Genomic DNA, 19,162 nt, shown 5'->3' with positions numbered 1-19,162 from the left:
CTTCTACAAACTTTGATGATTTTGTCGGTGAAAATTGGACAAAAGCTTTCTTGAATTTCAAAAAATAGGTTTGTGAATTTTTTAGATTTGTGATAGAATAGTATGGAATTTTGAATTCAACAATTAAATAGATTTGGAGTAAAAACATGGACCTATTTCCTATAATTATGTCTGTTTTTGCTGCCATCATTGGTTTAGTGATTGGATATGTAAGTGTCTCGGCTAAGATGAAATCGTCTAAAGAAGCTGCAGAGCTTACTCTTTTAAATGCTGAACAAGAAGCAACCAATTTACGCGGACAGGCTGAACGCGAAGCTGATTTGATTGTCAAAGAAGCCAAGCGAGAAACAAGTTCGCTTAAAAAAGAAGCACTTTTGGAGGCAAAAGAAGAAGCCAGAAAATATCGTGAACAAGTTGATGCAGAATTTAAGTCTGAACGTCAAGAGTTGAAACAAATCGAAAGCCGCTTGACAGAGCGCGCTTCTACCCTTGACCGCAAAGACGATAATTTAAGCAACAAAGAAAAGGCTTTGGAGCAAAAAGAACAAAGTCTCTCAGATAAATCTAAACACATTGATGCGCGTGAAGAACAAGTAGCGGAACTTGAAAAGCAGAAGGCAGCAGAGCTGGAGCGAGTTGCTTCGCTATCGCAGACAGAAGCGCGTGATATTATTTTGACGCAGACCGAAGACAAGCTTTCTAAAGAGATTGCGACTAGGATTCGGGATGCGGAGCAAGATATCAAAGAGCGGTCTGATAAGGTTGCCAAGAATATCTTGGTCCAAGCCATGCAGCGTATTGCCGGTGATTATGTCGCTGAGCAAACCAACTCAACGGTACATCTGCCAGATGACAGTATGAAGGGCCGGATTATTGGCCGTGAAGGTCGCAATATCCGAACTTTTGAAAGTCTGACTGGTATTGATGTCATCATTGATGATACGCCTGAAGTAGTCACTCTCTCAGGTTTTGATCCGATTCGCCGCGAAATTGCTCGTATGACCATGGAAGCACTCTTGAAAGACGGTCGCATTCACCCAGCCCGCATCGAGGAGTTGGTTGAGAAGAACCGTCTAGAAATTGACAATCGTATCCGTGAGTACGGGGAAGCCGCAGCTTATGAAATCGGAGCACCTAACCTGCATCCTGATCTGATGAAAATCATGGGGCGTTTGCAGTTCCGTACTTCTTATGGCCAGAACGTCCTGCGTCACTCTATTGAAGTTGCCAAACTTTCCGGTATCATCGCTGGTGAGCTTGGTGAAAATGCTAATTTAGCTCGCCGTGCTGGATTCCTCCATGATATTGGCAAGTCTATCGACCGTGAGGTTGAAGGTAGCCACGTGGAAATCGGGACAGAACTGGCTCGTAAGTACAAGGAGCATCCAATCGTTGTTAATACGATTGCCAGCCACCACGGGGATGTGGAAGCAGAAAGTGTCATTGCTGTTATCGTAGCTGCAGCAGACGCTCTCAGTGCCGCTCGGCCAGGTGCTCGTAGTGAATCTCTGGAAAGCTATATCAAGCGTCTCCAAGATTTGGAAGAAATCGCTAATAGCTTCAAGGGTGTCAAGAATAGCTTTGCTTTACAAGCTGGCCGGGAAATCCGGATTATGGTTCAGCCGGACAAGATTAAGGATGACAAGATTACGATTTTGGCTCACGATGTTCGTGAAAAAATCGAAAACAACTTGGAATATCCAGGCAATATCAAGGTGACGGTTATCCGTGAGATGCGGGCCGTTGACTACGCAAAATAAAGAAGAAATGCAGTCTGGTAACAGATTGCTTTTTTCTTGAATGTTCTGCTGGTCTATTTTGTTTTCCGTATGATTGCTTGCTTATTTTCCTATCTTTTCAAAACTCTAGACACATACATTTCTTCCTATCCCCTTGAAATATCAGCCTAATTTTGTTACACTAGATAGAAAGACTGTGAAGGAGACATGATGACGGAACGAGGCTTACTAATCGTCTTTTCTGGCCCCTCTGGTGTAGGAAAAGGGACTGTTAGACGAGAAATTTTTGAAAGCACTGATAACCAATTTCAGTACTCGGTATCCATGACGACTCGTCCGCAGCGTCCAGGCGAAGTGGATGGAGTTGACTATTTCTTCCGCACTCGCGAGGAGTTTGAAGAGCTGATTCGTCAGGGACAGATGCTGGAGTATGCAGAGTATGTGGGAAATTATTACGGGACGCCTCTGACTTATGTCAATGAAACGCTGGATAAAGGTATTGATGTCTTCCTAGAGATTGAGGTTCAGGGAGCTTTGCAAGTCAAGAAAAAAGTTCCAGATGCCGTCTTTATTTTTTTGACTCCTCCAGACTTAGAAGAACTTAAAGACCGCTTGGTCGGACGTGGGACAGACAGTGCGGAGATTATCGCTCAGCGCATTGAAAAGGCCAAAGAAGAAATTGCCCTCATGCGCGAGTATGATTATGCCATTGTCAATGATCAGGTGCCGCTGGCTGCCGACCGTGTCAAGCGCGTGATTGAAGCAGAGCATTTCCGAGTAGACCGTGTTATCGGCCGTTATCAGGACATGCTTCCCAAAAATGAAACGATTATTCGATAGAAAGTTAGAAATTAGGTAGAAAATTATGATGTTAAAACCGTCTATTGACACTTTGCTGGACAAGGTTCCTTCAAAATATTCCTTGGTTATTTTAGAAGCTAAGCGCGCTCATGAGCTTGAAGCTGGAGCTCCTGCTACGCAGGAATTCAAGTCTGTTAAATCCACTCTTCGTGCTTTGGAAGAAATTGAATCCGGCAATGTCGTTATCCATCCAGATCCAGAAGGCAAGCGCGAGGCAGTTCGCCGTCGGGCAGAAGAAGAGCGCCTGCGTAAGGAAGAAGAAGAACGCAAGATTAAAGAGCAAATCGCTAAAGAAAAAGAAGAAGGTGAGAAGATTTAAGGTTGGGGATGCTCAATCTTATTTTTTCTGTAATGACGTTTAGGAAAGTGGGGTGAGAATGTGAAGCTAGCAAAGATTATTGTGGATGTTCCTCTGATGCAGACGGACAAGCCCTATAGTTATGCTATTCCAGAAGAGTTTGCAGGGATGCTGGCAGCTGGCATGCGAGTCCATGTCCCTTTTGGGCAGGGAAACCGCCTGATTCAGGGGATTGTGGTCGGCTTTGACGAGACGGGAGGCCAAGAAGAACTGAAGGAAATTGCGGAAGTCCTTGATTTCAGGCCAGTGCTGAACCAGGAACAGCTCTGGCTGGCGGATGAGCTGCGCAAGTCAGTCTTTTCTTATAAGATTACCCTTTTAAAAGCCATGCTGCCTAGTCTTCTCAACTCCAGCTATGATAAACTACTCTATCCGACGGACTTGCTGAATGATGAGGAGCGCTCAGCTATCTTTGGTCAGGAGGACAGCCTTCGCTTCTCTGATTTGGACAAGAAAAGTCAGGCCAAGCTGATGCGACTGACTCAGACTGGCCGCATTCGGCTGGAGTATCAGGCGACGGATAAGAAGCATATTAAGACTGAGAAATGGTATCGGGTCAATCATAACGCTCTGCAAAATCATGACCTTCCCGGACAAGCCAAGAAAAAACAAGAATTAAAAGAAGTCTTGCTGGAGCAAAGAGATAGCCGGCTCTTGGTTGATTTGCGAGAAAACTTTTCGCGCGATATTATCAATTATTTTATCAAAGAAAATCTTATTAGCATTGAGAATAGAGAAATCAGCCGTTCTGCTGCTTATTTCCAAAAGGAGCGGCAGCAGCAAAGTCTGACCTTAAACGATGAACAGGCTGCAGCGGTTGTGGCAATCACTCAGAAAATTGGTCAGAGTCATTCTCAGCCAGTCCTCTTAGAAGGGGTCACAGGCAGTGGGAAGACCGAAGTTTACCTACAGGTCATCGCAGAGGCACTGGCCCAGGGCAAGACCGCTATCATGCTGGTTCCGGAGATTTCTCTGACTCCGCAGGTTACTGATCGCTTTATTTCTAGATTTGGCGACCAAGTTGCAATTTTGCATTCAGGTCTGTCTGACGGTGAGAAATATGATGAATGGCGCAAGGTGGAGCGAGGAGCTGCCCAGGTTGTTGTTGGCGCGCGTTCAGCTATTTTTGCTCCGCTGACAAATATTGGAGCCATCATCATTGATGAAGAGCATGAATCCTCCTACAAGCAGGATTCTAATCCTCGCTATCATGCCAGAGAGGTGGCTCTCCTGCGAGCTCAGTACAATCAAGCTGTCTTAGTGCTGGGTTCGGCGACTCCGAGTTTGGAGAGCCGTGCTCGAGCAAGCCGTGGTGTCTATGGTTTTCAGCTGCTCAGTAAGCGTGCAAATCCGCTGGCGCAGATTCCTCAAGTGGAAGTGGTGGATTTTCGGGATTATATTGGGCAGCATGAGGCCAGTAATTTCACCCCGGTCCTGCTAGAGGCTATTCAAAATCGTCTGGATAAGGGAGAGCAGACGGTTCTCATGCTCAATAGACGGGGTTATTCCAGCTTTGTCATGTGTCGGGAATGTGGGACCGTTGATAGCTGTCCTAACTGTGATATTTCTCTGACCCTGCATATGGACACTAAGACCATGAACTGCCACTACTGTGGTTTTACTAAGAATATTCCTCAGTCTTGTCCTAGCTGTGCCAGCCGCAGCATTCGCTATTATGGGACTGGGACGCAGAAAGCTTATGATGAGCTGGTTCAGCTCTTTCCTCAGGCCCGCATTTTGCGGATGGATGTAGACACGACCCGTAAGAAAGGCAGCCATGAAGCCATTTTAGAAAGCTTTGGTCAGGGGCAAGCAGATATTCTCTTAGGCACCCAGATGATTGCTAAGGGATTGGATTTTCCAAACGTGACGCTGGTTGGTGTTCTCAATGCGGATACTGCTCTTAATTTACCGGACTTTCGCTCTTCTGAGCGAACCTTCCAGCTATTGACTCAGGTGGCGGGCCGGGCTGGTCGGGCTGAAAAGGCTGGTCAGGTCTTTATCCAGTCCTATAATCCTCATCATTATGCCATTGAGTTTGCCAAGAAGCAGGATTACGAGGGTTTTTATGCTTATGAAATGGGAATCCGTCGGCAGCTGGGCTATCCGCCTTATTACTTTACGGTCGGCCTAACCCTGTCCCACAAGGATGAAGAGACAGCAGTGCGAAAAGCCTATGAGGTTATGGATATTCTGCGGAGTGGTCTGTCAGAAAAAGTGCAAATCCTGGGTCCAACGCCGAAGCCCATTGCCCGTACCCACAATCTCTATCATTATCAGATTTTGCTCAAATATCGCTTTGAAGACAAGCTGCAGGCGACGCTAAATCAAGTCTTGGACTGGACACAGAATCGAGACAATAAAGATTTACGTCTGACAATTGATAATGAACCACAAAATTTTATGTAAAGCTTTTTAGCCGAGATTAAGGTAGTTGCAGGCGACTTCTGATATAATAAGGGAAGGAACAAAGAAGGAATTAATAGTTGAAAATGATGAAAATAATATTTATGGGAACACCGGACTTCTCAGCGACTGTCCTAAAAGGGCTGCTGGACAGCGGTCAATACGAAGTATTAGCAGTAGTGACGCAGCCGGACCGGGCCGTCGGCCGAAAAAGAGAGATACGTATGACTCCAGTAAAAGAATTGGCCTTGGAATACAAGCTACCGGTTTATCAACCGGAAAAGCTGGCTCAAAGCTCGGATTTAGATGAGTTGATGAACTTAGAAGCAGATGGTATTGTCACAGCTGCATTTGGACAGTTTTTGCCTAGCCGCTTACTGGACAGTGTTGACTTTGCGGTGAATGTTCATGCCTCCTTGTTGCCTAAATACCGAGGTGGGGCTCCCATTCACTATGCTCTGATCAATGGAGATGAGCAAGCGGGTGTTACGATTATGGAAATGGTCAAGGAAATGGATGCTGGAGATATGATAGCCAGCAGGGCAATAGCCATTGAAGAGACAGACAATGTCGGAACTCTCTTTGAAAAATTGGCGCTTATCGGTCGAGATTTGTTGTTGGATGTGCTGCCAGCTTATAGGGCAGGGCAGATTATCCCTCAGCCGCAGGATCCAAGCCAGGTCACTTTTTCTCCAAATATCAGTCCAGAAGAAGAGCGGATAGACTGGAGCAAAACAAACCGCCAAATTTTCAATCAAATTCGTGGCATGTATCCTTGGCCAGTAGCTCATACCTTGCTGCAAGGGCAACGTTTTAAGATTTACGAAGCAGATATGGCAGCTGGCAGCGGTCAGCCGGGACAGATATTGTCTATTAGTAAAAAAGAGCTAGTGGTTGCAGCCGGTCAGGGGGCCCTCTCACTGAAGACGGTTCAGCCTGCTGGTAAGCCCAAGATGGCTATCGTTGATTTTTTGAATGGACTGGGGCGCAGCCTGTCCACAGGAGATACTTTTGGAAAGTAAGCAAAAAACGGCCCGTTGGCAGGCCTTGGAAATTTTGGAAGAAGTTTTTGAAGAAGGAGCCTATTCCAATATAGCCTTAAACCGGGCTTTGAGTCAAAGTCCGCTGAGTCAAGCAGATAAAGGTCTGGTAACAGAGCTGGTTTACGGCACAGTTGCTCGGAAAATCACTCTGGAATGGTATCTGTCCCATCTGATTGAGGATAGGGTCAAATTGGATAACTGGCTCTATATTCTGCTTATGCTTAGTCTGTACCAGATGCTCTATCTGGATAAAATCCCTCAGCATGCAGTTGTTCATGAGGCTGTTGAAATTGCGAAAATCCGTAAGCGCGGCAGCGAAAAATTTGTCAATGCCTTGTTACGCAAGATTGAGCGTGAGGGTGTAGCTGATTTTAAAACAATCAAGCGCAAAAATAAGCGCTATTCGATTCAGTATTCTCTGCCGGTCTGGCTGGTCAAAGCTCTCATAGAAGAGTATGGCGAAGAAAGAGCTCTGGCTATCTTTGTCAGTCTCTTTGTTCGCAGCAAGGCCAGCATTCGCGTGACGGATATGTCGCGCAAGGCAGAGTTTCGCCAGCTTTTAGGGGCTGAGGATTCGCTCTTATCTCTGTCAGCCTTGGTTAAGAAACAGGGGCATTTTGCTGGGCATCAGCTTTTTGAAAGCGGAGCGATTACGATTCAGGATGAGTCTAGCCAGCTGGTGGCTCCAACTCTGGCCATCGAAGGTGAGGAGCAGATTCTGGATGCCTGCAGTGCACCGGGGGGCAAGACTGTCCACATGGCTTCCTATCTGACGGGCGGCCACATTACAGCCTTGGACCTCTACGATCATAAGTTAGAGCTCGTAGAAGAAAATGCGGAACGGCTGGGCTTGGCAGATAAAGTCACCACTAAAAAGCTAGACGCGACCAAGGTGTTTGCGACGTTTGGCCCAGATGCTTTCGATAAAATCCTAGTGGACGCTCCTTGCTCTGGTATTGGCTTAATTCGCCGCAAACCAGATATAAAATATAATAAAGAAAATGCAGATTTTGAGAATTTACAAAAAATTCAGCTAGATATACTAGACAGCGTTTGTCAAAGTCTACGTAAAGGTGGTATAATAGCTTATAGTACTTGCACGATTATGGCCAAAGAGAATTTTGAGGTTGTCGAGAAATTTCTGGCTAGTCATCCGAATTTTGAGCAAGTCTTATTAGACCATGAAAGAAAAGATATCGTCAAAGACGGTTGTATCTTGATTACACCGGAGTTATATGGAAGCGACGGATTTTTTATCAGTCAATTTAGGAAGATATCGGAATAAGAGGAGGAAACTGACAGTATGGAAATTTCATTATTAACAGATGTTGGTCAAAAGCGTACAAATAACCAAGATTATGCCAATCTTTTTGTGAATCGGGCTGGCAAAACCCTGATTATCTTGGCAGATGGTATGGGCGGTCACAGAGCTGGAAACATTGCCAGTGAAATGGCTGTGACAGACTTAGGAGCTGCCTGGGTTGATACACAGATTGATTCGGTGAATCAGGTGCGTGAATGGTTTGCGGAGCACTTGGAAGAGGAAAATCAGCGCATTCATCAATTTGGTCAAGATGAAGAATACAAGGGTATGGGCACGACTTTGGAAGCCTTGGCTATCATTGATAATCAAGCTATCTATGCTCATATCGGAGACTCTCGCATCGGCTTGATCCGCGGTGATGAATACCGCCAGCTGACCAATGACCACTCGCTTGTTAATGCTTTATTGAAAGCTGGACAGATTACTCCAGAAGAAGCAGAGCGTCATCCGCAGAAGAATATCATTACCCAGTCTATTGGTCAAAAAGACGAAGTACAGCCTGACTATGGCATGATTACCTTGGAAGATGGTGACTACCTTCTGCTCAACAGTGACGGTCTGACCAATATGATTTCAGACAGTGAAATTTGTGACATTGTCACCAGCGACATCAGCCTGTCTGAAAAAACACAAACCTTAATTCGCTTTGCCAACAATGCTGGAGGACTGGATAACATCACAGTTGCTCTGGTTCGCTTTGACAAGGAGGATAAGGCATGATTCAAATCGGCAAAATCTTTGCCGGGCGATATAAAATCATCAAGCAGATTGGCCGCGGAGGCATGGCAGATGTCTATCTGGCCAAGGACTTGATTTTGGATGGTGAGGAAGTTGCGGTAAAGGTTCTTAGGACCAATTACCAGACAGATCCTATCGCTGTCGCGCGTTTCCAGCGGGAAGCTAAGGCGATGGCTGACTTGGACCATCCGCACATCGTTCGGATTACTGATATTGGAGAAGAAGACGGCCAGCAGTATCTGGCTATGGAATACGTGGCAGGTCTTGACCTCAAGCGCTATATCAAAGAGAATTCTCCTATTTCAAATGAAGAAGCAGTCAGAATCATGGGACAAATCTTGCTGGCGATGCGCTTGGCGCATACACGCGGTATTGTCCATCGTGACCTGAAACCACAAAATGTCCTCTTGACCCCAGATGGTAATGCCAAGGTAACAGACTTTGGGATTGCGGTGGCCTTTGCGGAGACAAGTCTGACTCAGACTAACTCAATGCTAGGCTCAGTTCATTATCTATCGCCTGAGCAGGCACGTGGCTCTAAAGCAACTGTTCAGAGTGATATTTATGCGATGGGGATTATTTTTTATGAGATGCTGACTGGTCATATCCCTTATGATGGAGATAGTGCCGTTACGATTGCCCTGCAGCATTTCCAAAAGCCGCTGCCATCCATCATTTCTGAAAATCCTAATGTGCCTCAAGCTTTAGAAAATGTGGTCATTAAGGCGACAGCCAAAAAACTGACGGATCGCTATCAGTCAGTTGCAGAGATGTATGTTGACTTGTCCAGTAGCTTATCTTATGAGCGCCGTAATGAAAAGAAATTAGTCTTTGATGATGTTGCGAAAGCAGACACCAAGACCTTGCCAAAAATCTCACCTGTACCTCAGCCAGCAGTTCCACCTGTTAAGCCAACTCCGGTTAAAACAGAAGCGGATGAAGTTAAGGAAGAGACACCAGATGTGGTTAAGAAAGTTCCAAAGAAACGTCGCTTGAGAACGCGTTATAAAGTACTTTTCTTTGCAGTCCTATTGGTTTTGGCGGCTTTTGTTGTCCTTCTTTATAATAGCCCATCCAATACCAGCGTGCCAGATGTTTCTGGTCAGACTGTGGCAGAGGCTCGCTCCGCTATCGAAGCTAAGAAGCTGGTTGTCGGAGACGAAAAGGAAGAATACAGCGACAAAGTCGAATCTGGCAAAGTCATTAAAACTGATCCACAGGCCAATAGTCAGCGCCGCGAAGGCAGCAAGATTGACCTGATTATTTCCAAGGGACCCAAGACCTTTGTAATGGAAGATTATGTCGGTCAAGCAAAATCAGCCGTAGTTGAAAATCTGAAAACAAACTATAATGTTTCTGAGAAATTAATTGAGATTGTTGAGGAGGAATCGGACGAGTACGAGCCAGGTCAGGTGATTCGTCAGTCTCCGGCAGCTGGTTCGACTTATGATTTGACTTCTAATCATAAGATCAAGCTGACAGTGGCGAAAGAAGTAACTAGTGTGTCCATGCCTGACTTTGGCAGCATGCAGTACACCTACGCTAATGCCCGTTCTTACCTGATTCAAATGGGAATTTCTTCTTCTCGAATTGAGCGAGTTGTTGACCGTTCGGTCACTTCGACTCAGGCTGACTTGGTAACTTCCCAGTCACCAGCAGCAGGTCAGACAATCGACCTCAAGTCTAATGAAAAAATCACTCTTTACGTGACAGAAGCAACGACACCATCGTCATCTAGCTCGTCATCTTCATCGTCTAGCAGCAGCTCAAAGAGCAGCTCATCGTCTGAAGATAGCGGACATGGAACTAGTTCCAGCTCATCTGATGGTTGATTAATAAACCATCCATTTTAAGTTTTTCAGCTTAAAACGGATGGTTTTTTCTTTTTTGCTGGACAAATTTCCCCATTTCATGCCTTGGACGGAGGATTTTTGGTTTAATTTTGTTAAAATAGGAAGGTAGAGAAAGGAAAAGGCTATGTGGAAGGTTCAATTATTTGTCTGTGTTGAAACAGTCTTATTATCCATGGCATTGGTTACCATGCTGGCAGCTGATTTTTCACGTGTTGTCATTATCTTGGTCCTTTTTTTGCTACTGCTTTATTATTACTTCGGCAAGCAAAAAGGGAATTTTCTGCTGGTCGCTTCCATGATTATGCTATTTTTCATTATTATGCTCAATCCCTACGTCATTGCTGCCCTTTTATTCGCGCTGGTTTATGGGATGATTGTTGCCTATCCTTATATCTATAAGGAAAATCAAGAAACCCATCTCGTTTACGAAGAAGATGTGGAAATTCAGAGTGAGAAGAATCGCTGGTTGGGGGACCTGCAGCATTTTTCTAAAGACAGCTGCCAATTCCACGACATCAATCTTTTACGTATCGTTGGGAAAGACACCATTCATTTGGAAGACGTGATTTTAGTCAACCATGATAATGTCATTGTCATTCGAAAGGGTTTTGGCGATACCAAGATTATTGTGCCACTGGATGTGGAAATTCAGCTGCAAATCAATACTCTTTACGGGGAACTGAACTTTCTGCATCATCCATCTCGCAAGCTGCGCAACGAAACCATTTCGCTGACGACACCAGACTATAAACGGGCCAATAAGACAGTGAAGATTGTCCTCGTCAGCTTCTTAGGAAATGTGGAGGTTGTCAGAAAGTGAAGAAATCAAATTATTTTCTCATTCTCCTCTATACTTTCTTTGTCTTATTTATCATCTTTCATTATATTTTTAATATTTTTGATTTCACTTGGCAGGAGCTCTTTAATGATTTGGAGCTGTTGCAGTCATTTGTTTTCTTTGTTGTGATTATCGGTTTATCACTGACTATTCTGATTGTGATAGCAGCTCGCTTGATACAATATCTATCGCTAGCCCATGTGCAAAAAAATCTTCGGCATTTGCTGGATGGACGGAGGCTGGAGCCGACAGATCAGCCCGAGCTGGATCGCTCTCTGCATCAGCTCGAGAGAAGGCTTCACCGTCTGACAGAGAATCTCCAAAAGTCTGAAAATCAAACCCTGCAGACAGAAGAAAAAATTATCGAAAAAGAACGGCGGCGGATTGCGCGTGATTTGCACGATACTGTCAGTCAGGAATTATTTGCAGCCAATATGATTCTTTCAGGAGTAGCTGGAAATGTAGAACGGCTCGATGGAGAAAAACTGCAAAAGCAGCTCAAGGGGATTGCAGATATTCTGGACACAGCCCAGAAGGATTTGCGGATTCTCCTGCTCCACCTGAGACCTACAGAGTTGGAAAATAAGACTCTGGTCGAAGGGATGGATGTGATTATCAAGGAGCTGACTGATAAAAGCGACATTGATGTTCACTTCAATCATCAGGTTGGGCATCTACCCAAACAGATGGAGGAGCATGTCTTTAGGATTATGCAGGAAATTATCAACAACACACTGCGGCATGCCCAAGCCAGCCGACTAGATATTTACCTCTATCAGGCACCTAATGAACTTAAAATCAAGGTATCTGATAATGGCGTTGGTTTTGATCCGCTGGCTCAGGATGAACTCAGCTACGGCTTGAAAAATATGGAAGACCGTGTACGGGATATGGCGGGTACCTTTAAGCTTTTGACCGCCCCCAGAAAAGGCCTTTCTATTGAAATCACGATACCTTTACTAGAAGGAGAAGATCATGAAGATATTGTTAGTGGATGACCATCAGATGGTCAGATTGGGATTGAAAAGTTACCTGGAACTCCAAGATGATATAGCAGAAGTATCCGAGGCGGTCAATGGCAGAGAAGGAGTTGAGCAGGCTTTGGCAAGTCGTCCGGATGTGATTATCATGGATATTGTCATGCCTGAGATGAATGGGATTGAAGCGACACTAGCCATTTTAAAAGAGTGGCCAGAAGCAAAAATTCTGATTTTGACTTCTTATCTGGATAATGAAAAAATTTATCCTGTTCTGGATGCAGGCGCTCATGGATACATGCTCAAGACTTCCAGTGCTGAAGAAATTCTCCGTGCTGTCAAAAAAGTGGCCAAGGGAGAATTTGCCATTGAAACAGAGGTCAGTAAGAAAGTGGAGTATCATCGTAACCATATTGAGCTCCACGAGGATTTGACCGCTCGTGAGCGTGATATTTTAGGGCTTTTGGCCAAGGGTTATGAAAATCAACGGATTGCGGATGAGCTCTTCATTTCCCTCAAAACGGTCAAGACCCATGTCTCAAATATCCTGTCTAAACTGGAAGTGAGCGACCGCACGCAGGCAGTTGTTTATGCTTTTCAGCACCATCTTGTCCCACAAGAAGACTTTTAATGGTATAATAGAAAAGATTAAGATTGGACAAGGGGAGATATGGACGCAAAATTAAAGTATAAGGCAAAAAAGATAAAAATTGTCTTTTTCGATATAGATGATACCCTGCGAGTCAAGGATACAGGTTTTATCCCAGACTCTATCCAGACAGTTTTCAAGCAGTTGAAGGACAAAGGGATTTTGACGGGTATTGCGTCTGGACGAGGAATGTTTGGTGTCGTACCGGAGCTGAGAGCTTTGCAGCCAGACTTTTTCGTTACCCTGAACGGAGCCTATGTCGAAGATAGCAAAGGAAAGGTGATTTCTCAGACGGTTATCCCGTCCGATAGAGTGACGTCCTATATTGCTTGGGCTCAGGGGGAAGGGATTGACTATGGTCTGGTCGGCAGCCATGGAGCAGCCTTGTCCAATCGAAATTCTCTGATTTTAGAGGCCATTGATGTGGTTTATCCAGATTTGCCTGTTGATCCAGACTTTCATTTAGACAAGGATATTTATCAGCTTTGGACCTTTGAAGATAGAGGAGATAGCCTGCAGCTGCCAGAGGCGTTAGCGGAGCATCTGCGTTTGGTTCGCTGGCATCCTCATTCGTCAGATGTTGTACCGACAGAAGGTTCCAAGGCAGCCGGAGTTTCCAAGGTTGTCGAGCATCTGGGCTTGAAACCTGAAAATGTCATGGTTTTTGGCGACGGACTCAATGATCTGGAATTATTTGACTATGCCGGAATTGGCATTGCCATGGGCGTTTCCCATGAAGAACTGCGAAAAAGAGCAGATTATATTACAAAAACAGTAGAAGAAGACGGTATTTTTGCCGCCTTAGAGGAGTTAGGTATGGTAGAAAAAGAATTACATTTTCCACAAGTAGAACTTGTAGCAGCAGAAGGCCCAAAAGCGACGATCAAGACTAATCATGGGGACATGAAAGTTCATCTGTTTCCAGAACAGGCACCAAAAACAGTAGCTAACTTTATTGCCCTTGCTAAAGATGGTTATTATGATGGTGTGATTTTCCACCGCATTATTCAGGACTTTATGATTCAGGGTGGCGATCCTACTGGTACCGGTATGGGCGGTCAGTCTATCTATGGTGAGAAATTTGAAGATGAGTTTTCACCAGAATTGTACAATATCCGCGGAGCTCTTTCCATGGCAAATGCTGGGCCGAATACTAACGGCAGTCAATTTTTCATTGTTCAAAATAAAAATCTTCCTTATTCAGCTAAGGAATTAAGCCGCGGCGGCTGGCCTGAAGCTATTGCTGAAGTCTATGCCAGTCAGGGAGGAACACCGCATTTGGATCGGCGCCACACGGTCTTTGGTCAGTTGGCTGATGAAGCCTCTTACCAAGTTTTGGACAAGATTGCAGCTGTTGAGACGGGTGCAATGGACAAGCCGGTGGAAGATGTTGTGATTGAGACCATTGAGGTAGAAGACTGATGAAAATCGGTGATAAATTAAAAGGCAAAATCACTGGGATTCAGCCTTATGGAGCTTTTGTTGAGCTGGAAAATGGAACAATTGGTCTGATTCATATCTCAGAAATTCGTCCGGGTTATATTGAAAATATCCATGATAGTGTAAAGATTGGCCAGCAGGTATTAGTACAGGTTGTGGACTATGATGAATTTTCTGGGAAGTCCAGTCTGTCCATGCGGACCCTGGAAGAAGAAAAGCACCGCCTTCCTAGACGCCACCGCTTTTCAAACGACCGATGTAAAATTGGTTTTGAGCCTTTAGGCAGACAGCTGCCTATCTGGATCAAAGAGGCAAAAAAATTCTTAAAAGAAGAAAAAGTTTAAAAAATATCCTGTTCTCTTATCGAACAGGATATTTTGCTTAGATAGAATTGCTATTCAATTCATAGCCGACTGCTAAGTTGAAATGGACATGTTTTTCAAAAATACTAAGCATCAAATTCATAGAGGGCAGTAGACAGGTAGCGTTCACCGTTATCAGGTGCCAGAGCAAGGACTTTCTTGCCAGTTCCTAGTTTTTTAGCTACTTCAATAGCTGCGAAAATAGCAGCAGCAGATGATATTCCCACTAAGAAGCCTTCCTGACCGCCAATATAGCGTCCGAATTCCAGTGCTTGATCAGAAGTTACGCGGACAATACCGTTGTAGGCCGCTGTATCCAAGGTCTCTGGAATGAATCCAGCTGAAAGTCCTTGGATTTTGTGAGGACCTGGCTTCTCACCAGAAAGGATAGCAGATTCGTCTGCTTCAACTGCATAAATTTGGATATCCGGATTAACTTTTTTGAGGGCGTGAGACACTCCGGAAATAGTTCCGCCAGTTCCGACACCGCCTACAAAGGCATCCAGTCCAGTTTCACCGAAAGCAGCAATGATTTCTGCTCCTGTTGTTCGTTCGTGAACCTTTGGATTAGCCGGATTGTTAAACTGCAGTGGCAGCCAGCCATTTCGTTCTTGTGCGATTTCTTGTGCTTTTGCAATAGCACCCTTCATTCCTTCGCTACCCGGAGTCAAGACTAATTCGGCACCATAAGCTTGGATAATCTTGCGGCGCTCCACACTCATAGTCTCTGGCATAACAATGACAACCTTGTATCCTTTAGCTGCTCCAACCCATGAAAGACCAATACCGGTATTTCCGCTGGTTGCTTCAACGATAGTATCGCCAGGCTTAATAAGGCCATCGCGTTCAGCCGCCTCAATCATGCTGAGAGCAATCCGGTCTTTAACAGAAGAGCCAGGATTGAAGGCTTCTAACTTCACATAAACCTCAGCGGCTCCTTCTGGAACCAAGTTGTTCAATTTGACGATGGGAGTTTGCCCAATTAGTTCTGTAATGTTTTGATAAATACGTGACATAGGATACATACCTCAATATAATTTAATAGAATTAGTATAAAATGAAACAAGAGCTTTGTAAAATATAAAAAAGCTATGAGAGCCATAGCTTTTCTTTATGTCAAAACGTCGAGGGGACTTCTACTTGGCGCAGTCCTTGATCCATCATCTCCAATTTGCCCTTAAAAAACTCAGTCAGTTTATCTTTGAGCAGCTCTCTTTCACCTTTGTCAACGAAAAGAAGAGTGGAGACGGTATCTGTAAATTCAGTATCGTATTCAGCAAGATTTTCTGCCTTGAGAAAATTCTCAAAATCCTGGTATTGGCTGTAAGACAGTTTTAGGCGCAGGCCAGCCTGTTCTTTTATTTCAACCAGTCCAATCTCCTTAATAGCCAGAGCAACACTGCCGGCATAAGCTCGAATCAGACCGCCGGCTCCTAGTTTAATACCGCCAAAATAGCGAGTAACCACAACGCAAAGATTGGTCAATTCATGCTTTTCTAGAACTCCCAGCATAGGAACTCCGGCTGTTCCGCTGGGCTCCCCATCATCACTGGTCCGCTTAATATCGCTCTTTTCTCCAATGATAAAAGCAGAGCAGTTATGGGTGGCCTTGTAATGTTCTTTTTTTATAGCAGCGATAAAAGCGCGAGCCTCTTCCTCGGAGTAAACTCTTTTCACATGGCAGATAAAGCGGGATTTTTTAATTTCCTCTTGAACCATGCCATCTTCCTTAATTGTCTTAAATTCCATAACTATATTTTACAAAAAAAGATGAATTTTGCAAAAAAATTACGAATATATAAGTATGTTAGAGTTACAAGATTGTTTAGGACGGATATTTACAGAAAATCAGTTAGAGCCTAGCTTGCGAGCAAAAGCAAAAGAAATTCCCAGTATCCAAGAAGAAAAAGGCAAGTTCCTCTGCGGACGATGCAACAGCTTGATTGAAAAAGAAAATCAACTGCCGGTTGGAGCTTATTATTGTAGAGAATGCTTAATCTTGGGTCGGGTACGGAGTGACCAAAAACTCTACTATTTTCCTCAAGAGGATTTTCCTAAGAATCAGGTACTTAAATGGCAGGGGCAGCTAACAGCCTTTCAGGGGAAGGTCTCCAAAGGCTTACTTGATGCGCTAGAGAAAAGGCAGAATATGTTAGTGCATGCTGTTACTGGCGCTGGAAAAACAGAAATGATTTACCAAGTGCTTGCAAGAGTTATTGATAGAGGTGGTTCTGTTTGCTTGGCCAGTCCGCGGATTGATGTTTGTTTAGAGCTTTATCGGCGCCTAAAAGAAGACTTTTCTTGTGAAATAGCCCTTCTGCATGGAGAGTCAGAAGCCTATTTTCGCAGCCCCTTGGTGATTGCGACCACCCATCAGCTCTTGAAATTTTATCAAGCTTTTGATTTGCTGATTGTGGATGAGGTAGACGCCTTTCCTTATGTGGATAATCTCATGCTGTATCACGCTGTAGAGCGTTCAGTTAAAGAGGATGCTACAACTATTTTTCTGACAGCCACTTCCACGGATGAACTGGATAAAAGAGTTAAAAAAGGTGAGCTGAAACGCCTGAGTCTTCCCAGAAGATTTCATGGTAATCCCTTGACCATCCCTCAGAAAGTTTGGTTATCTGATTTTCAAAAACATCTTCAGAAGAAGAAAATAGCACCTAAGCTTTTAAAATATATACAAAAACAGAGGGAGACTCAATTTCCTCTCTTGATATTTGCTGCAGAAATTCAAAGAGGAGAGGATTTTGCTCAGGCTTTGCAGATTGCTTTGCCAGTTGAAAAACTGGCTTTTGTAGCCTCCACCACAGAAAATCGTCTGGAGATTGTTGAACAGTTTCGTCGCAAGGAAATCACTATTTTGGTGACAACGACTATCTTAGAGCGTGGGGTAACCTTTCCTGGTGTAGATGTTTTTGTCTTGGAAGCCAATCATCGCTTGTTCAGTCGCAGCGCTCTGGTTCAGATTTCAGGCCGAGTTGGCCGTAGTATACATAGACCGACGGGACAGTTGCTATTTTTTCATGATGGGACTACCCTTGCTATGGAAAAGGCAATTCGAGAAATGAGAGATATGAATAAGGAGGCGGGATTGTGACAGAGTGTCTTTTATGTAAAGGGCAAATTGAGGAGAAAGGTAGTTTTTTGCAGCTTTTTCTATTAAAAGGAGAAGGACCAAGCTGCTGCTCCACTTGTTATCAAAATTTTGAACGCATATCTGAAGAGCATTGCCCTCGCTGTTTTCGCAACGGGAAATCAGATTTATGTACAGATTGCCAAAAATGGGAGGAAGAGGGCAATCAAGTCCAGCATCAGTCACTATTTAACTATAATGATGCAATGAAGGATTATTTCAGTCAATACAAGTTTCAGGGAGACTATGCGTTACGCTTTGTATTTGCAAAAGCAACTAAAAAAGCAGTCAAAATGTTTAGAGAGCATACCATTGTTCCGATTCCAGTGAGTAAAGAGAAATTTCAAGTAAGAGGATTTAATCAAGTGCAGGGGATTTTAGATGCTGCAAACCTGTCATATAGAAATATCTTAGAGAAAAAAGACACCATAGCACAGTCGAGCAAGACACGTGAGGAGCGTCTGCTGACGCAGCAAGCTTTTGAAATTAGGAAAGGAATTGATTTGCCAGATAAAATTTTGCTGGTTGATGATATTTATACGACTGGAAAAACCTTGCAATTGGCTAAGCAAATATTGCTGGAAGCAGGAGTGAAAGAAATTTTGACATTTTCAATCGCAAGATAAGAAAAAATTTGCAAAAAAGGAATGAAAGCGTTATAATGATATTATAAATAAAACATTTATGTTTAGAAAGAAGGTACTTATATGCTTAAATATAGTATCCGTGGTGAAAACCTAGAAGTAACAGATGCTCTCCGTGACTACGTAGTTTCTAAACTTGAGAAGATTGAGAAGTATTTCCAAGCAGAGCAAGAACTTGATGCACGTGTGAACCTCAAGGTTTACCGTGAAAAGACTGCGAAAGTGGAAGTGACAATTCCGCTAGGCTCCATCACTCTTCGTGCAGAAGATATCTCTCAGGACATGTATGGATCAATTGATTTGGTCACAGATAAGATTGAGCGCCAAATCCGCAAAAATAAGACCAAGATTGAAAGAAAGAATCGCAATAAAGTTGCGACAAGTCAGCTTTTTACAGATTCCTTTGCTGAAGAAGCAGAAGAAATTCCGTCAAAAGTTGTCCGTTCAAAACACATAGATTTGAAGCCGATGGACTTGGAAGAAGCGATTCTGCAGATGGATTTATTGGGCCATGATTTCTTTATCTATTCCGATGCAGAGGACAGTAGCACAAATGTTATATATCGTCGTGAGGATGGAGATATTGGCCTGTTAGAAGTCAAATAAATAAGAAAAGAGGGTTGAGAGCAAATTTCTCAACCTTTTTAGATTATAGAAAGTCATACTCTCAGGTGACATAAACAAGCCCCTACTTACAAAGAATTAATTTTATACTTAGTAAAAAAATAAAATTTTAAAAAAAGATGAAAAAAGGTATTGACAGGAGGTGTGGTTGGGTGATATACTAATAT

At 43.9% G+C, this 19,162-nt stretch carries 18 protein-coding genes; 16 read left to right on the top strand and 2 right to left on the bottom strand.

Features of this window, described 5'->3' with window-relative positions:
* Positions 1-146: 146 nt before the first annotated feature.
* From RYK49_RS06380 to RYK49_RS06320, 13 genes are all read left to right on the top strand, one after another.
* Positions 147-1,760, top strand: coding sequence for a ribonuclease Y (locus tag RYK49_RS06380; RefSeq protein WP_072074481.1), 1,614 nt, complete (start codon positions 147-149; stop codon positions 1,758-1,760).
* A 186-nt stretch (positions 1,761-1,946) separates the two neighbouring features.
* Positions 1,947-2,579 carry a guanylate kinase gene (gene gmk / locus RYK49_RS06375; protein WP_002893505.1) on the top strand — a complete coding sequence of 211 codons (633 nt, stop codon included), beginning with the start codon at positions 1,947-1,949 and terminating at the stop codon, positions 2,577-2,579.
* 25 nt (positions 2,580-2,604) lie between these two features.
* Positions 2,605-2,919, top strand: coding sequence for a DNA-directed RNA polymerase subunit omega (gene rpoZ / locus RYK49_RS06370; protein ID WP_002893503.1), 315 nt, complete (start codon positions 2,605-2,607; stop codon positions 2,917-2,919).
* Between the two features lie 60 nt (positions 2,920-2,979).
* Positions 2,980-5,367: a primosomal protein N' gene (locus RYK49_RS06365; protein ID WP_314831410.1), complete on the top strand. Its 2,388-nt coding sequence runs from the start codon at positions 2,980-2,982 to the stop codon at positions 5,365-5,367.
* A gap of 83 nt (positions 5,368-5,450) precedes the next feature.
* Positions 5,451-6,386 carry a methionyl-tRNA formyltransferase gene (fmt, locus tag RYK49_RS06360; protein WP_314831409.1) on the top strand — a complete coding sequence of 312 codons (936 nt, stop codon included), beginning with the start codon at positions 5,451-5,453 and terminating at the stop codon, positions 6,384-6,386.
* Positions 6,376-7,692, top strand: coding sequence for a 16S rRNA (cytosine(967)-C(5))-methyltransferase RsmB (rsmB, locus tag RYK49_RS06355; protein ID WP_314831408.1), 1,317 nt, complete (start codon positions 6,376-6,378; stop codon positions 7,690-7,692). The genes fmt and rsmB overlap by 11 nt, the downstream gene beginning before the upstream one ends.
* A gap of 18 nt (positions 7,693-7,710) precedes the next feature.
* A complete protein-coding gene (locus RYK49_RS06350) occupies positions 7,711-8,451 on the top strand; it encodes a Stp1/IreP family PP2C-type Ser/Thr phosphatase (protein ID WP_002903268.1) in 741 nt (246 codons plus the stop codon).
* Entirely contained in the window at positions 8,448-10,301 is a 1,854-nt protein-coding gene (pknB, locus tag RYK49_RS06345; RefSeq protein WP_314831407.1) for a Stk1 family PASTA domain-containing Ser/Thr kinase, read from the top strand. Before RYK49_RS06350 ends, pknB begins: the two co-directional genes overlap by 4 nt.
* 145 nt (positions 10,302-10,446) lie before the next feature.
* Positions 10,447-11,142 carry a cell wall-active antibiotics response protein LiaF gene (gene liaF / locus RYK49_RS06340; protein WP_314831406.1) on the top strand — a complete coding sequence of 232 codons (696 nt, stop codon included), beginning with the start codon at positions 10,447-10,449 and terminating at the stop codon, positions 11,140-11,142.
* Positions 11,139-12,158 carry a sensor histidine kinase gene (locus RYK49_RS06335; protein ID WP_314831405.1) on the top strand — a complete coding sequence of 340 codons (1,020 nt, stop codon included), beginning with the start codon at positions 11,139-11,141 and terminating at the stop codon, positions 12,156-12,158. The genes liaF and RYK49_RS06335 overlap by 4 nt, the downstream gene beginning before the upstream one ends.
* A complete protein-coding gene (locus RYK49_RS06330; protein WP_314831404.1) occupies positions 12,136-12,768 on the top strand; it encodes a response regulator transcription factor in 633 nt (210 codons plus the stop codon). Before RYK49_RS06335 ends, RYK49_RS06330 begins: the two co-directional genes overlap by 23 nt.
* A gap of 39 nt (positions 12,769-12,807) precedes the next feature.
* On the top strand, positions 12,808-14,208 hold the full coding sequence (locus RYK49_RS06325) for a bifunctional Cof-type HAD-IIB family hydrolase/peptidylprolyl isomerase (RefSeq protein ID WP_314831403.1): 1,401 nt from the start codon (positions 12,808-12,810) through the stop codon (positions 14,206-14,208).
* Entirely contained in the window at positions 14,208-14,570 is a 363-nt protein-coding gene (locus tag RYK49_RS06320; protein WP_002901252.1) for a S1 RNA-binding domain-containing protein, read from the top strand. Before RYK49_RS06325 ends, RYK49_RS06320 begins: the two co-directional genes overlap by 1 nt.
* Before the next feature lie 104 nt (positions 14,571-14,674).
* On the opposite strand, the gene cysK is transcribed toward RYK49_RS06320, so the two are convergent.
* The gene (cysK, locus tag RYK49_RS06315) at positions 14,675-15,604 is read right to left on the bottom strand and encodes a cysteine synthase A (protein ID WP_314831402.1); all 930 of its coding nucleotides are present in this window, start codon (positions 15,602-15,604) and stop codon (positions 14,675-14,677) included.
* 100 nt (positions 15,605-15,704) lie between these two features.
* On the bottom strand, positions 15,705-16,337 hold the full coding sequence (locus RYK49_RS06310; protein WP_314831401.1) for a YigZ family protein: 633 nt from the start codon (positions 16,335-16,337) through the stop codon (positions 15,705-15,707).
* 55 nt (positions 16,338-16,392) lie between these two features.
* Here RYK49_RS06310 and RYK49_RS06305 point away from each other — a divergent pair, with 55 nt between their 5' ends.
* The 3 genes from RYK49_RS06305 (at position 16,393) to hpf (ending at position 18,977) form a co-directional block, all read left to right on the top strand.
* A complete protein-coding gene (locus RYK49_RS06305; RefSeq protein WP_314831400.1) occupies positions 16,393-17,691 on the top strand; it encodes a DEAD/DEAH box helicase in 1,299 nt (432 codons plus the stop codon).
* Positions 17,688-18,353: a ComF family protein gene (locus RYK49_RS06300; RefSeq protein ID WP_314831399.1), complete on the top strand. Its 666-nt coding sequence runs from the start codon at positions 17,688-17,690 to the stop codon at positions 18,351-18,353. Before RYK49_RS06305 ends, RYK49_RS06300 begins: the two co-directional genes overlap by 4 nt.
* 81 nt (positions 18,354-18,434) lie before the next feature.
* Complete coding sequence (gene hpf / locus RYK49_RS06295; RefSeq protein ID WP_002893481.1) at positions 18,435-18,977, top strand: ribosome hibernation-promoting factor, HPF/YfiA family; 543 nt, start codon at positions 18,435-18,437, stop codon at positions 18,975-18,977.
* Positions 18,978-19,162 lie beyond the last annotated feature (185 nt).

It is taken from the genome of uncultured Streptococcus sp. (assembly GCF_963525625.1).
GTDB lineage: Bacteria > Bacillota > Bacilli > Lactobacillales > Streptococcaceae > Streptococcus.
The sequence above is the reverse complement of the archived record's forward strand: the minus strand, read 5'-3'. Positions and strand labels throughout refer to the sequence as shown.

Bases quoted from the DNA above. Each gene is read 5' to 3' on its own strand.
- RYK49_RS06380 (WP_072074481.1), top strand. From the start codon at position 147: ATGGACCTATTTCCTATAATTATGTCTGTTTTTGCTGCCATCATTGGT.
- gmk (WP_002893505.1), top strand. From the start codon at position 1,947: ATGATGACGGAACGAGGCTTACTAATCGTCTTTTCTGGCCCCTCTGGT.
- rpoZ (WP_002893503.1), top strand. From the start codon at position 2,605: ATGATGTTAAAACCGTCTATTGACACTTTGCTGGACAAGGTTCCTTCA.
- fmt (WP_314831409.1), top strand. From the start codon at position 5,451: ATGATGAAAATAATATTTATGGGAACACCGGACTTCTCAGCGACTGTC.
- RYK49_RS06350 (WP_002903268.1), top strand. From the start codon at position 7,711: ATGGAAATTTCATTATTAACAGATGTTGGTCAAAAGCGTACAAATAAC.
- pknB (WP_314831407.1), top strand. From the start codon at position 8,448: ATGATTCAAATCGGCAAAATCTTTGCCGGGCGATATAAAATCATCAAG.
- liaF (WP_314831406.1), top strand. From the start codon at position 10,447: ATGTGGAAGGTTCAATTATTTGTCTGTGTTGAAACAGTCTTATTATCC.
- RYK49_RS06330 (WP_314831404.1), top strand. From the start codon at position 12,136: ATGAAGATATTGTTAGTGGATGACCATCAGATGGTCAGATTGGGATTG.
- RYK49_RS06325 (WP_314831403.1), top strand. From the start codon at position 12,808: ATGGACGCAAAATTAAAGTATAAGGCAAAAAAGATAAAAATTGTCTTT.
- RYK49_RS06320 (WP_002901252.1), top strand. From the start codon at position 14,208: ATGAAAATCGGTGATAAATTAAAAGGCAAAATCACTGGGATTCAGCCT.
- cysK (WP_314831402.1), bottom strand. From the start codon at position 15,604: ATGTCACGTATTTATCAAAACATTACAGAACTAATTGGGCAAACTCCC.
- RYK49_RS06310 (WP_314831401.1), bottom strand. From the start codon at position 16,337: ATGGAATTTAAGACAATTAAGGAAGATGGCATGGTTCAAGAGGAAATT.
- RYK49_RS06305 (WP_314831400.1), top strand. From the start codon at position 16,393: ATGTTAGAGTTACAAGATTGTTTAGGACGGATATTTACAGAAAATCAG.
- hpf (WP_002893481.1), top strand. From the start codon at position 18,435: ATGCTTAAATATAGTATCCGTGGTGAAAACCTAGAAGTAACAGATGCT.